Source organism: Vibrio sp. BS-M-Sm-2, from assembly GCF_041504345.1.
In the GTDB taxonomy this organism is placed as follows: domain Bacteria; phylum Pseudomonadota; class Gammaproteobacteria; order Enterobacterales; family Vibrionaceae; genus Vibrio; species Vibrio satsumensis.
The window spans coordinates 1,342,054-1,356,495 of sequence record NZ_CP167894.1; the positions used below are offsets into that span (position 1 = coordinate 1,342,054).

The following is a 14,442-nucleotide window of genomic DNA, read 5'->3' on the forward strand; positions in this document are numbered from 1 at the left end:
CAGCTCAATAAAAATCGAAAGTTAACACCATAATCAAACCACATTCAGTGGACTAGGAGATAGTTATGATCCAAGGTATTCAAATTACTAAAGCAGCAAACGATGACCTACTAAACTCAATCTGGCTACTAGATAGCGAGAAGAATGAAGCTCGTTGTGTTGTTGCTACTGCAGGTTTCGAAGCTGACCAAGTTATCTCAGCTGCAGACCTAGGCGAGTACGAAAGCCGTGAAGTTGCAATCGAAGCAGCACCACGCATCGAAGGTGGTCAACACCTAAACGTTAACGTTCTTAAACGTGAAACGCTAGAAGATGCAGTTGCTCACCCAGAGAACTACCCACAGCTAACAATCCGTGTATCGGGTTACGCTGTACGTTTCAACTCTCTAACAACTGAACAGCAACGTGACGTTATCGCACGTACGTTCACTGAGTCTCTATAATTTTTAGAGCTTAAATTAGAATACAAAAACGGCGCTCATTGAGCGCCGTTTTTATTTGTTCGAAAAACAAATGGACGTTACGGTTGAACTCGACGAAGCACTGCTTTTAGCGCTTCAAAATCGTTATCAAGATCTTCAGACAACAACTCCATTGCCGCGTGTTTTGCTAGCGGGCCAGGCAGTTCGATATCAGAACCTAGGATGTCATCAACCACTTCTTTGAATTTCGCTGGGTGTGCTGTACACAGGAACAAACCAGTTTCGTTCTCTTGCAGTTGCTCATCCAATAGACGGTAAGCAATCGCACCATGTGGTTCACATAGGTAACCTTGTGCTTTTAGGTCACGTACTGACTCAGCGCTCTGCTCGTCAGATACTTTACCTTTGCCTAATGTATCTAAGCCCCAACCTTTCAGTTGGCAAAGCTCTTCAATACGAGGCCAGTTATTTGGTTGGCTTACGTCCATCGCGTTCGATGTTGTCGCAACGGTCGGTTTTGGATCCCATTGACCTGTTTCTAGGTAGCGAGGAACCGTGTCATTTTCATTGGTTGCTGCGATGAAACGCTTAACAGGTAAACCGAGTGCTTTAGCCAATAGACCAGCCGTTAGGTTACCAAAGTTACCACTTGGTACAGAGATAACGAGGTTTTCACGCTGCTCTTTAGTCAGCTGAGAAGCCGCTTCAAAGTAGTAACAGATCTGAGCCATTAGACGACTGATGTTAATAGAGTTTGCCGAGTTAAGACCAATCTCTTTACGCAGTTCAGCGTCATCAAATGAGTCTTTAACCAGAGCCTGACACGCATCAAAGTCACCATCAATAGCGACAGTGTGAATGTTCTTACCCAGCGTACAGAAAAGCTTCTCTTGCAATGGGCTGATCTTGCCTTTCGGGTAAAGAATCACGACATTGATGTCTTCCATGCCGTAGAAAGCATGCGCAACCGCCGCACCAGTATCACCTGATGTTGCTGTTAAGATAGTGATTTGACCACCATCTGAAACGGCTGCTAAAGACTGAGCCATAAAGCGGCCGCCGAAATCTTTAAACGCCAGTGTTGGACCGTGGAAAAGCTCAAGCGCGTAAACGCCATCTTTTACTTGGTTGATTGGAGCAGGGAATTGGAACGCTGCATCCACCATTTGGTCGATCTGTTCTTTTGGTAGTTCATCGCCAATTAATGCTGACAGAATCTTTGAGCTACGAGGGACAAAGTCCTCTGCTAGCAGCGCATCGATATCATCAAACTTTGGCAGCTCAGATGGAAAAAATAGACCTTGATTACGACCTAAGCCTTGACGAACGGCTTGGCCAAAAGAGACTTGCTCGTCATTTTCTTTGATGTTGTACAGCTTCATAACTCACTTCCTGTAACGATCGAACCTTGCTTATCTAAGCGACAAACGTGAACGAATCCTTCTTCATTTTGTACGTAATTTTGTTCTAACCAGCGTGCAACACGCTCGGCGACATCTTGTTCTTTGCAAATGCTAAATAGAGTTGGGCCACTACCAGAAATACCAGTAGCCAATGCACCTGCCGACAGCGCGTATTTACGAGCGTCAGCAAACCCTGGAAGCAGTTTCTCACGATATGGTTCAGCGATCACGTCTTTGATCATCTTCGCCGCCAGTTCAGGTTGACCTGAATGACACGCGTGGATAAAGCCCGCTAAGTGGCGACCATGAGCAATGATATCCTGACGACGGTACTGAGATGGTAGGATCTCTCTCGCTTCTGCCGTTGAAACCTTAATGCCCGGATAAGCCATCACCCAGTACCAATCATCAAAACATGGGACTTCTTGGCTAATGATGCCTAGCTCTTCAAGCATTAACTGCACACCACCAAGATAACATGGTGCAACGTTATCATAATGGATACCGCCTGAAATCTTACCTTCCATTTCGCCCATCAGAGCAAGCAGTTCCGTTTCATTCAGTGGTTGACCGTGAAAACGGTTTAGCGCATCAAGTGCCGCTACGATTGAGCATGCACTTGAACCTAAACCAGAACCAATAGGCATGTTCTTTTCGAGTGTCATTTCCAAAGGCTTTAGCGCTACGCCTTTTTTATCAAGCTCTCTAGAGAACACCACCCAGCAGTCGTAGACGATGTTTTCTTTGGCTTCAGTTGGCAGCTTAGATACAAAGCTGCCTGCTGTTTTAAGTGAGAATGGTTCATCACCGGCTTTAACCATAACTCGGTCACCCAGCAATGTGCCATCCACTGGAGACACAGCGGCCCCCAGCACATCAAACCCTACACTGACATTACCGATTGATGCAGGAGCATAAACGACAACATCCATATCACTTGAACTCATTCCTAAACTCCTAATTTCCAACCAAGAGTACGCATCACATCAGAGAATACGCCTGCTGCTGTTACTTCAGTACCGGCACCGTAGCCACGAAGTACTAGCGGGATTGGTTGGTAGTAACGGCTGTAGAATGCCAGCGCGTTCTCGCCATCTTTAATCTTGAACATTGGGTCGTCGCCATCAACAGCTGCGATACGAACCTTACATTTACCATCAGCAATCTCACCAACATAACGAAGTACTTTGCCTTCTTCTGCTGCGATAGCTGACTGCTCTTGGAAGTAAGCATCTGCTTCTGGCAAGCGAGCCATGAACTCTTCAACCGTACCTGAATCGTCAAAACCTGGTGGTAGTGCTTGGTCTACTTCAACATCTTCAAGTTCAAGTGCCATGCCTGCTTCACGAGCTAGGATAAGTAGCTTACGCGCCACATCCATGCCTGATAAGTCATCACGTGGATCCGGTTCAGTAAAGCCATTATCTTTAGCAATGTTGGTTGCTTGGCTCAGTGTCATGCCTTCATCAAGCTTACCGAAGATGTAAGACAGTGAACCAGAAAGAATGCCGTTGAACTTCTCAAGCTCATCACCTGCAGAGATAAGGTTCTGAAGGTTTTCGATTACCGGTAGACCTGCACCTACGGTTGTTTCGTACATCAGCTTACGACGTGAGTTACGCGCAACTTCACGCAGCTGATGGTAGTATGCCATGCTTGCTGTGTTTGCTTTCTTGTTTGGTGTTACCACGTGGAAACCAGCCGCTAGGAAATCAGCGTACTGCGCAGCAATATCTTCACTAGACGTACAGTCAACCAATACTGGGTTGATGATATGGTTACGTTGAACCAGAGCCGCTAAACGCGCAAGGCTGAATTCTTCAGTCGCACTCGACATACGGTCACGCCACTGCTCTAGAGGCAAGCCTTCACTGTCTAGCAACAAACCTTTGCTGTTTGCTAAACCACATACGCGAATCACGATGCCTTTTTCAGCCAGTTTGCCTTGTTGACGTTGGATCTGGTCAACAAGCTCGCCACCAACACCGCCAACACCCACAACGAATACGTCAAGGAAGTGCTTAGAGTTGAATAGGTTCTCGTGACACGCCTTGATAGCTTCAGAAATCTTGTCTTCAGGGATAACCGCAGAGATAGCACGCTCTGAAGAACCTTGAGCAATCGCAACGATGTTCACGTTCACTTCAGCTAAAGAAGAGAAGAACTGAGAAGCGACACCGCGTGAAGTACGCATACCGTCACCCACCAGCGTTACAATCGCTACGTCGTCCATGAACTCAACGGGCTCTAGTAGGCCATCTTTAAGTTCAAGTTCAAACGCGTCTGACAACACTTGTTTCGCTTTCACTTTGTCAGCCGATTCAATACAGAAGCTGATGCTGTACTCAGAAGAAGATTGAGTAATAAGGACAATAGAAACGCCAGCCGAAGACATCGCGCCGAATACGCGGCTTGCCATGCCTACCATGCCTTTCATACCAGGGCCTGATACGTTAACCATTGTTAGGTCACTTAGCGTAGTAATACCTTTGATTGCTAGGTTATCTTCGCCAGTGTCTTGACCAATCAAAGTACCCGCACCCTGTGGATTAAAGCTATTTTTGATCAGACAAGGAATATGGAATTGCGCGATAGGTGCGATAGTCTTCGGGTGTAGAACCGAAGCACCGAAGTAAGAAAGCTCCATCGCTTCTTGGTAGCTTAATGACTTAAGAAGACGAGCATCATCGACTAAACGTGGGTCACAGTTGTAAACGCCGTCTACATCTGTCCAGATCTCACAGCAATCAGCACGCAGACATGCAGCTAGCACTGCTGCTGAGTAGTCAGAGCCATTACGGCCAAGAGTGACCAATTCGCCTTTATCATTACCGGCAGTGAAGCCCGGCATGATGTTAACGTGACCTTGTGGAAGTGGCGATTGACGGAAGTTCTGAGTAGACACATCCACATCAACCATAGCTTCAAGGTGATCACCTTTAGCGTATAGGTATTGAACTGGGTCAATCAGGCTTGCTGGTTGGCCTTTTGCTTCAAGTACCGCTTTCATTAACTGGATAGAGATTCGCTCACCTTTACTGATGATGCGAGCATTGACGTGGTTCGGGCACATACCAAGTAGGTTGATGCCGTTCACGAACTGCTTTAACTGAGCAAGAGAGGCATCAACCTGCTCTTGGAACGCAGTACCATCAATAGAAGGTACAACCGCTTTAATCTCTGCAAACAGCGCAGCGAATGAAGATTCGATCTCTGTAATCTGTGCGTCTGCTTCACCATTTTTCAGTGCAGCTTCAATAACAGCGACCAACTTATTGGTTGTTTTTCCTGGAGCCGATAGTACAACGGCTAGCTCTTCTTGCTGGGCATTATTAGCGATGATATCCGCCGCTCGTAAAAAACGATCTGCATCAGCTAATGATGAACCTCCAAACTTTAAAACGCGCATCCCTTTCTCCATAAGTCATAAAAATGGTACAAAAAAAGGCCTGTATCTTGTTGGATACAGGCCTTTTTTTAAAATCCGTTACTTAGCAGCCTGCCCCAACAATGTTAATGTCGGTAATAATAATGGTTGTGGTCATTACTAGGTGGCTTACGTGCTGCATATCAAATTCTCTGCTTGTGCTTTACTCTACGTGTATCAATTTTTACCACTAGACGTCAATGAAAAGTTGCGTTTTTTTTACATTCGCACCATTTTTCAGAGCAAACCATCATTTTAGGGATAAAACACCCTGTATTAACCTTCAATTAAGATACTGAATTCACTCACCGAGCAAATATAAGTAGCTAATTGCATATTCTAATAACAAAATGCTATATCGATTGTGCGGCGAGCGTACAAATTCTGTGCTTTAATTGAACGATAACGTTCGAAAAACAATAATAATGACATCAGGAGTGGGAAGTGAAGAGATTACTTATTCTTATAGCCTTGGCTATGCCTGTTGTTTGTTCAGCGAACAGTTTACCTCTTCTAAATAGTTTGCCTCTGCTTCCCGGTCAAATCGATCGCTCTTCTCATAAATTTTTTATCTCCACCCAAAACGCATCGAATGAAAGCTTCGATACTTGGAAAATAGACAGTGGCTATTCATATAGTTTGTTTTCGGATGTGGATCTTTATGTCGGTACACGTATCAATAGTGCTGCACTGAAACAGGAAAGCGGATTCTTGAGTGGTGTCAGTTATCAGTTCTCAGAAAGAGTCTCTTTCAACAGTTCTCTACACACCTATAAAGATGAAACCGAAGACAATGAGAAATCGGTGGCCGCAGAAGTTTCTAGCCGAGTACAGCTGACCGACAATTTAGATTTGCATGCCACTCTTGATTATGAAGAGTGGCAGCAAGGTGTTGAAGTGGGATTAGGATTTCGCTTCTAATCCAATTAACTTGATATCGATGAATATGTTACGTATTCAAGCCTCTTTTATTAGTTACGTACCAGTTATGATTCAAGCAATAGCTCAGATGAAATTAACACACCATTCCAATCGGCATAAATGTAATCCCCAGGCTGAATCAGTTGATTGTGTATAGATAGCGTGACATTCACTTGGCCTACGCCGCGCTTCTCCGTCTTGAATGGCGATGCACCCAATGCCTGAACACCAAGATCCATTTGCGACATCATGCCAACATCACGCACAGCACCGTTTACAATCACGCCTTCCCAGCCATTTTCTATTGCGAGAATCGCGAGTTGATCACCAAGCAGCGCCTTTTGGCATGAACCATTCCCGTCAACAACAAGCACTTTGCCACAGCCGTCTGTCTCTAAAACCTCGCGAACCTTGGAATTATCGTGATAACAACGAACTGTTACAATTTTTCCAAAGAACGCACCACGTTGACCGAAGTTCTGTAATGGCATATTCAGTAGGGTGACTTTGCTTTCAAACTCATCACACAAGTCAGGTGTTATATCGTGCATATATCCTCCGTGAGTAAGGCGCTACCTGTTAAGTCAGGTGAGCCTCTATGCTTTTATATGTTATTAAAATTAATCCTTTGTTTTCATTGTTCTATGCTCAATTTATTACTCAATAAAAGTTGATTGAGCATATTTATCTACTAGACTCTTAGGAAAGCTTTCAGCTTCCTTGGTTAATAATCCGGTCTTTAGCAACCGAGATGTCCGAAGCATCTCGAATAATCATTCTTGTTTTGGTACTAAATAGTCACCATAACATTGGTTAAGTTGTAGCCATACTATTAAAGTTTGTTGCGATACGGCAATTGATGTAAATCAACAAACTGAATGGAATTAACATTCTCGCGTTGTTAGCATGCTGTTAACATTATAGAATCCTCTGCAATCACTAAAAGAATGATTGAAAGGCGTACTGGATCTACGTTATTGGGCAATACTTCAAGGAAGGCAGATAGCTGGAAGTAAGTGTTTTTTTGAAAACTTTAAGTTATCATCAAAAATACATTACCTGTATGTTATGTTTTTGCCTAGAATTTATTCTATTAGCACAGTTTCGTCACAAATTTAGGTACCGCCAAATGCAAACCCCGCAGATTCTTATCGTTGAAGATGAGCAAGTAACTCGTAACACTCTAAAGAGTATTTTTGAAGCAGAGGGATATGCTGTTTTTGAGGCTAGCGACGGTGAAGAGATGCACCAAGTGCTATCTGACAACCAAGTTAACCTTGTAATTATGGACATCAACCTTCCAGGTAAGAATGGTCTACTACTTGCGCGTGAACTACGTGAGCAAGCAAACGTAGCACTTATGTTCTTAACTGGTCGTGATAATGAAGTTGATAAGATCCTTGGCCTAGAGATCGGCGCTGATGACTACATCACTAAGCCTTTCAACCCTCGTGAACTGACTATCCGTGCACGCAACCTTCTGAACCGTTCAATGAGCACAAGCTCTGTTCAAGAAGAAAAGCGCAGCGTTGAGAAGTACGAGTTCAACGGTTGGGTACTAGATATCAACAGCCGTTCTCTGGTTAGCCCAGATGGCGAAGGCTACAAGCTACCTCGTTCAGAGTTCCGTGCTCTACTTCACTTCTGTGAGAACCCAGGTAAGATCCAAACACGTGCAGACCTTCTTAAGAAGATGACTGGCCGTGAGCTTAAGCCACACGATCGTACTGTAGACGTAACAATCCGTCGTATTCGTAAGCACTTTGAATCTGTTTCTGGTACGCCAGAAATCATTGCAACGATTCACGGTGAAGGCTACCGCTTCTGTGGTGACCTAGAAGACTAATTCGATTGACGTTTCTGGTCGTTTAACACTCGGTGTTTTTAACAGTAGAAGCGCAATCAATAGTTATTAAAAAGGGAGAATGCCAACGCATTCTCCCTTTTTTATTCTTCTTAATTGATAAGGCTTTAGTAAACCGTATCAACCTTAACGTCTTTCTCCACCAGCCACTTCACAGTTTCACCGTCTCTCAGCTCAACCGCAACATCAACAGGCTTTTCGCTATCGATCTCTAACTGCCATACAAACGCCACTTCCCACTGAGTCTCGCTATGTGTTCTTAGATCAAGGTCGTCAGCCGTTACTAGCAAGGTATCTGCACCTTGCTTAACGGTCACGCTCTCCACCGCAAGTGTTGCTGGTAGCTGTGAGTCTGACTCTAAGTAGATAGAACCGTGTAGTGTCTTATCTTGAGCTTCTCCAATCGTTGGCATCTTGTTGTGCCAAAGGTTGCTTTTCATTGTGACTGTTGCTGCAGATACTTCTACTTGATTATCTTGCTGCCATTCTACTTGCGGCGCAGAACAACCCGCTAATGCCACTACGCATGCGGCGAATGCTAATTTTTTCATTATTCTTCTACCTTTGATTTAACCAACTCTTTAAGACTTCAATGTCATTCTGGTATTCGTTATTTATTTCATCAACCCAATCTGAAATGTTCTCCCACCACGCAGGCATATCTGGAGATTGAGCTTTCTGAGCCACTTGCTGGATACGTTTCAAACCAATGGACCCTGCTGCACCTTTAATCTTATGTGCCTCGGAAACGATACTGGCTTTGTCTTTCGCGACCATGTTGGAGTTCAATATTTCCATATACTCCGGCATCATATCTTCAAACATCACGATGCTATCCAAAACCGGTTTCGGCCCAACAATATCAACATAAGACTCTAGCATATCAATATCAAGTAAAGTGGTATCAACCGGTGAAAGAACAGGCTTACTCACGTCGACTTTATCAATGCTCTCAACCTTCTCCGTACCCGCTACTGTCTCAATTACCTCTGGCGCATCTTCGATCAGCTCGCTGATGACATCTTGGATTGCACGAACCGACAATGGTTTACTGATCGCTTCGTCCATGCCTTTCTGGAAGTACTCTTGCTTGTTATTCAATACGTTCGCCGTTAATGCAACCAAAGGCGGCAGCTGGCTGTATTTCTCACGGTAGTATTGGGCAATGTCGAAACCTGTCATATCTGGCAGTTGGATGTCCAGTAATACCAAGTCATAGTCTTCAGGGTTGAAAGCTATTTGCGCCTCTTTACCCGTCATCACTACTGTCACTTCATGGCCTAAGCTTTCAAGTAGAGAACGAGCCACCGTAATATTAAGCTCAATGTCTTCGACCATAAAGATCTTTAGATTTGATTGCTTTCTTGGTGTCTTAATCAATGCTTGAGTATCGTGATTAACAGGCACACGAATAGAAACCGTAAAGGTACTACCAAAACCCTCTTCACTGGTGACTTCAATGTGGCCATCCATCATATTGATCAGTTGTTGAGATACAGCAAGGCCAATACCGGTACCAACGGCGTGTAGATTGTCCGTTCCCGATTTCACCTGATAGTACATCGCGAAGATTTTCTCGATTTCACTTTCAGGGATACCAATCCCGGTGTCTTCTACTTCCATCGTGATGTTAGCAAAGTCGCCATCAATGTCGGCGCTGACTGTCATCACTACACCACCATCTTTGGTGAACTTCATCGCGTTACTTACAAGGTTCCACAGAACCTGTCTAAGACGAGTACCATCCACTTCAACGGCAGCAGGAAGATCAGACAATCGTTCTAGATCGAATCTCAATCCTTTTTGTTCGGCCATCAATGCAGAGATACTTTCAATCTCAACAACGAAATCTTCAAAGTTGATTGGGGTTGGGAATAGCTCAAGCTTACGACGGTCGAACTTATCCATATCGATAATATCGTTAAAGATATTACCCAGTGTCACTGCGCTCACCTTGATGGTTTGCATCTGCTTGCGCTGTTCAGTGGTCAGTTGGCTATCGAGCAACATTCGGCTCAAACCAATGATGCCGTTAAGCGGTGTTCTTAGCTCATGACTAATGGTTGAGATAAAGGTGGTCTTATCGCGACTGGCTTTCTCTAGCGACTCTTGGTGCTCTTTACGCTCGGTAATATCACGACCAAAACCCACTAAGCCCAAGTGACGGCCATCTTTACTGTAGAAAGGCACTTTACGCAGTTCGAAGTAACTCTTACGTCCGTCAGGGTATTCAAGCCACTGGTCATAGGTCAGCGCTTGGTTGTCGGCAAATACTCTCTTGTCGGTTTCAACAACTTGCTGGGCAACCTCTTTGCTGTAGACATCCCAAGGCGTTAAGCCAACCAGTTCTTTTTCTGTTTTTCCGGTGAGCTCTTCCACCGCTCGGTTACAACCAGAAAACACACCATCTTCATTACGGTAGTAAATAAGGTCAGGAGAAGCATCGATAAACGAGCGCAATAGTGCCGTTCGCTCTGCCAGTTCAAGCTGAGTTCGCTCACGTTGGAACACCTCGTTCTCAAGGTCGTACATCGCTTCTGCACGTGCTTCCTCCGCTTTTTCACGCTCTTCAATTTCTTGATTAAGCTTCTCAATATTGAGCTGCAATTTATTGTTGAGCTCTTGGTCTCGCTCTCGCATGTCGCCAAGTTTAGAGACCAGTTTCGCTAGACGCTGACGAGACTCTTCCAACTGGTCAACGACCACCGATAAGAAATAAACCGCCCAAGGCGTGATCACTAAGCCGAAGAAAACTGAACGGACAATGTCGATATCATCAACATTACCTTTAAGTGCGAGGGTAATGCCGACTTGCACAACAACAGCGAGGGCAACAAGCGCTAAGGCGAGTAAGATAGAAAAGCGGACAATCCCCAGCTTTACGAGTAGATCCACGTAATACTGGGCAAGATTTTTCATGGGTTTCATTTAGCGCTCCATGCGATAAGACTAGCAACATTCTACCCTGTTTGAAGATAGGAGGTAAGCTAGCTACATCACACGCAGAAAGAGATCAGCGGCAATATCGCAGGTTAATCCAATTAATATAAATACCGAACAACCAAAACAGACAAAGGTGGACAAATCACCAATTTTATAGAGTTAGCGAATTGAGGATGGATGCACCATAGAACGGTTTCGACCGTCAGATTTTGCTTGATACAGCGCACTGTCAGCCAAGGCAACAGCCGATTCCATTTCATCATCAGGTGTAGGAATGTAAGAGATAATACCAATGCTCACAGTGATGAATTCAGAGACTGTCGACTTCTCATGCGCAAGTTCCAATTTTAGGACTTCGTCATGAATACGCTGCGCCACCAGCTGAGCACCGTCGGTCGTTGTATTTGGCAGAATAAAGCCGAACTCTTCGCCACCATAACGAGCCACACAATCAGATGAACGATTCAACACCTGCTTAAATGCCTGCGAAACCTGAATCAAAGCATCATCACCTTGTTGGTGTCCGTAAAAATCGTTGTAGCCTTTAAAGAAGTCGATATCACACAACATGATCGTCAGTGGTAACTTCTCACGCACATGATAATGCCACAGTGTAGAGAGCTGTTCGTCGAAACGGCGTCGGTTGGAAACCTGGGTCAAACTATCCATAAAGCTGAGACGTTCAAGCTCAAGGTTGGCCTCTTCAAGCTTCTGCTCAGCGAGATAACGCTCGGTGATATCACGCGCCATGATCAAAACACCATTAGTACTGGATACTGGATCTCTAAACGGTGATTTCACGACATCGTACCAAGTGTATTCTCCATCACTAGAGACAACCTTATCGATATAGCGTAACGATTTACCATGATGAAGCACTTGATGATCAGTGTCTGAGATACGCATATACATACTATTCGGCACGACATCTTGCAGGCGCTTACCCACTAGGTCACTGACCGCAGAGATACCAAGCGCCGCCACAAACGGTTTATTACACGCTTGATAAACCATGTTTTCGTTGAAGATACCAATCGAGTCTGGGCTCGCTTCCAAGATGTTTTGCAATATGGTGTCACGTTGCGCAAGTGCCACTTCGGTATCTTTACGCTTCTCCATTTCGCCACGCAATTTCTGCTGCATGTCATGCCAATCGGTCACATCATGACTAATAGAGAGCGTGCCGATGGTTTCTCCATCTTGCGAGAGCAATACACTTTGATAAGTTTCGAGCAAACACCCTTTGCCGTCCTGATCGGTTGTCCACGAACGCTCACTAACACGGCCTTTTAATGCACCACCAGAAACACTCAAGGTGCCCTCTTCCGGGCGACCGTGCCAAAATTTTTTAAACGAGCGATTACTCGCGACCAACTCACCCTTTTTATCTTTCACGTAGATCAGCTCAGACAAAGAATCCAACGCGGTACGAGCAACATTCAGTTCTCGAACTTCTTGGGACAGTTCTTCGTTAGTGTTTTTATAAGGTGAGGCGTGAATCATCCAAGCCTGCTTATTTCTAAAATGGATCTTACGACCGACCAAGTTGATCTTGAACGACTCAAATTCAGAAAGCGCCCACAGGGAGACCTGCTCGAAGGCTCGAGAGTTAATGTGATTGGTTAAGTAGTGACGAAAGCTGTTCTCACTTTCCACAGTAGGAAAGCGAAAATTAACACCGATTTGGCGGATACCGAGCAACTGCATGGCTTGACGATTGGCATAGAGTATTTCGCCACTTCGAACATCAACAAAGTAGAGTGGCGACGGGGTAGCAAGTAGAAGTGTTTCGATATGCGACTGATAACGAGAATAGAGATGCCAGCAGATGAGAGCAATCAGCAATACAACAACGATATAAATACCGTAGCCATACGCCCTGTCCCACAACCAAGTCATTACCAGTTCCATTTACTCTCAATCTATACCATAAAATCTGTGAGGGAAATGTTACCACTATTTGTTGGTTTTATCTGCTGTTACCTACAGTCACCCATTTCTATTAATTGGCTGCGTTTAAAACAGGCAACGTGTACTCGAATGCAGAACCAGTTTTGATGCCTTGAGCACCGGTTTTATCGAGCGAACGGCCTATTTCAGTCATCGCTAACCATCGGTTCTCACACCATAAAGGAGAAAGTAACGTTGGGCGTCTCGCCGCTGAAGAAACACGGTGATAAACCACGTCCGCAGGCGTGCGTTGAATGATATCAGTCGCGATATCGATGTACTCTTCAAGGCTTGGGGCTTCTAGCTTTCCTGCCTTCCACGCCTTAGCCATGGTACTGCCCTCTACTATATGAAGGCCGTGCAGCTTAATACCATCGGTGCCAACGGCTAATACCTTGTCTAAGGTTTCAAGGTTATCCGCTTTGGTTTCTTTTGGTAGGCCAACAATCAGATGAGTACACACCTTGATACCTAAAGCGCGTGCGCGTTGGGTGATCGTTTCATACACTGCAAAATCGTGGCCGCGGTTAATTCGCTTGAGGGTTTTATCATTGGCGGTTTGCAGGCCAAGCTCGAGCCAAATCTCATAGCCTTGTTTAACGTAGTCCGCTAACAGATCCAACACCGCATCAGGCACACAGTCTGGTCGCGTGCCAACACAAAGACCAACGATCTCTGCACCGGGTGCTTTTAGCGCCTCTTCATACATATTCTTGAGCACTTGCACCTCAGCATAAGTGCTGGTGTACGCCTGAAAGTAAGCCAAATACTTCTTGGCACGAGCAATCTCACCCGCACGATCTTTTAGCTGGTCAGCAATACTTTGAATTTGAGTTTGTTCATCAGCAAAGGAAGCCACGTTACAAAACGTGCAACCTCCACGGCCAATTGTCCCGTCTCGGTTTGGGCAGCTGAAACCACCGTGAAGCGTCAGCTTGTGGACTTTCTCGCCATAACGGCGTTGAAGATCTTGGCCGATAGTATTAACTAACTCATGTAATTGCATATTTTCAAAGCACTCAAGTAAATAAGAATGAATATCAGTCTTTTTTTGAAAAAAATTACATCCCTGCAAAATTCGACCAATTAGTTTACTCAAGGCTTTTTGCGAGCAACCTAACAAATATCAATAAACATGCAAAAAATCTGCTCTATTTGCCTAATGTTGCACATTTGTTAGACATTAAATTCAAAATAAAACGAAAAAAATGGTCTACATGGTTCAACTTTCATTGCAATTCGCCTAAACAAAATTGTAGGATACTTACACATATTGGCTATTTTTGAGTATTTACTTACAACTAAAACTTGCTAATAAGTCGGTGATATCCATATCCCACCTATATAAACCACTAGTTTGTGGTTAAAAATAAACGGATATCACTAAGGATTGTTTTTCTCGCAATACTTTTCCTGCGAGATACGGAAAGGATTCAAACCGCCAGCATAGGCAGGTTTAGACCCATAAATATAAAAGGACAAGGCTGACTTTATACAAAGAAGTTGCGCCTA

General features: G+C 44.6%; 11 protein-coding genes, 1 pseudogene and 1 other annotated feature. Of the genes and pseudogenes, 4 read left to right on the forward strand and 8 right to left on the reverse strand.

Going from position 1 to position 14,442, the window contains the following annotated elements; genetic code table 11:
- Positions 1 to 65: 65 nt before the first annotated feature.
- Positions 66 to 443 (forward strand): autonomous glycyl radical cofactor GrcA, encoded by a 378-nt coding sequence (grcA, locus tag AB8613_RS06070; RefSeq protein ID WP_017059315.1) that lies wholly within the window; start codon positions 66 to 68, stop codon positions 441 to 443.
- Positions 444 to 520: 77 nt separating this feature from the next.
- On the opposite strand, the gene thrC is transcribed toward grcA, so the two are convergent.
- From thrC to thrA, 3 genes are read right to left on the reverse strand one after another with little or no spacing between them, the layout of a single operon-like run.
- Positions 521 to 1,804, reverse strand: coding sequence for a threonine synthase (gene thrC / locus AB8613_RS06075; protein WP_285955158.1), 1,284 nt, complete (start codon positions 1,802 to 1,804; stop codon positions 521 to 523).
- The gene (gene thrB, locus AB8613_RS06080) at positions 1,801 to 2,757 is read right to left on the reverse strand and encodes a homoserine kinase (RefSeq protein WP_048615050.1); all 957 of its coding nucleotides are present in this window, start codon (positions 2,755 to 2,757) and stop codon (positions 1,801 to 1,803) included. The genes thrC and thrB overlap by 4 nt, the downstream gene beginning before the upstream one ends.
- Positions 2,758 to 2,774: 17 nt before the next feature.
- Entirely contained in the window at positions 2,775 to 5,234 is a 2,460-nt protein-coding gene (thrA, locus tag AB8613_RS06085) for a bifunctional aspartate kinase/homoserine dehydrogenase I (RefSeq protein WP_372384653.1), read from the reverse strand.
- A gap of 29 nt (positions 5,235 to 5,263) precedes the next feature.
- Positions 5,264 to 5,381, reverse strand: a sequence feature (Thr leader region).
- Between the two features lie 315 nt (positions 5,382 to 5,696).
- Here thrA and AB8613_RS06090 point away from each other — a divergent pair.
- On the forward strand, positions 5,697 to 6,173 hold the full coding sequence (locus AB8613_RS06090) for a ribonuclease regulator (protein WP_146490544.1): 477 nt from the start codon (positions 5,697 to 5,699) through the stop codon (positions 6,171 to 6,173).
- A 65-nt stretch (positions 6,174 to 6,238) separates the two neighbouring features.
- On the opposite strand, the gene AB8613_RS06095 is transcribed toward AB8613_RS06090, so the two are convergent.
- Positions 6,239 to 6,724 (reverse strand): putative 4-hydroxy-4-methyl-2-oxoglutarate aldolase, encoded by a 486-nt coding sequence (locus AB8613_RS06095; protein WP_060983054.1) that lies wholly within the window; start codon positions 6,722 to 6,724, stop codon positions 6,239 to 6,241.
- A 47-nt stretch (positions 6,725 to 6,771) separates the two neighbouring features.
- On the opposite strand from AB8613_RS06095, the pseudogene AB8613_RS06100 reads away from it, so the two are divergent.
- Both AB8613_RS06100 and arcA read left to right on the forward strand, forming a co-directional pair.
- A pseudogene (locus AB8613_RS06100) lies at positions 6,772 to 6,873 on the forward strand (ribonuclease activity regulator protein RraA); the annotation flags it as partial.
- A 429-nt stretch (positions 6,874 to 7,302) separates the two neighbouring features.
- The gene (gene arcA, locus AB8613_RS06105; protein ID WP_004741534.1) at positions 7,303 to 8,019 is read left to right on the forward strand and encodes a two-component system response regulator ArcA; all 717 of its coding nucleotides are present in this window, start codon (positions 7,303 to 7,305) and stop codon (positions 8,017 to 8,019) included.
- Positions 8,020 to 8,144: 125 nt separating this feature from the next.
- On the opposite strand, the gene AB8613_RS06110 is transcribed toward arcA, so the two are convergent.
- The 4 genes from AB8613_RS06110 to AB8613_RS06125 form a co-directional block, all read right to left on the reverse strand.
- A complete protein-coding gene (locus AB8613_RS06110) occupies positions 8,145 to 8,588 on the reverse strand; it encodes a hypothetical protein (RefSeq protein ID WP_146490542.1) in 444 nt (147 codons plus the stop codon).
- 7 nt (positions 8,589 to 8,595) lie between these two features.
- Positions 8,596 to 10,965 carry an aerobic respiration two-component sensor histidine kinase ArcB gene (arcB, locus tag AB8613_RS06115; protein WP_372384654.1) on the reverse strand — a complete coding sequence of 790 codons (2,370 nt, stop codon included), beginning with the start codon at positions 10,963 to 10,965 and terminating at the stop codon, positions 8,596 to 8,598.
- A 174-nt stretch (positions 10,966 to 11,139) separates the two neighbouring features.
- The gene (locus tag AB8613_RS06120) at positions 11,140 to 12,891 is read right to left on the reverse strand and encodes a diguanylate cyclase domain-containing protein (RefSeq protein WP_372384655.1); all 1,752 of its coding nucleotides are present in this window, start codon (positions 12,889 to 12,891) and stop codon (positions 11,140 to 11,142) included.
- A gap of 91 nt (positions 12,892 to 12,982) precedes the next feature.
- Positions 12,983 to 13,936: a TIGR01212 family radical SAM protein gene (locus AB8613_RS06125; protein WP_285955154.1), complete on the reverse strand. Its 954-nt coding sequence runs from the start codon at positions 13,934 to 13,936 to the stop codon at positions 12,983 to 12,985.
- Positions 13,937 to 14,442 lie beyond the last annotated feature (506 nt).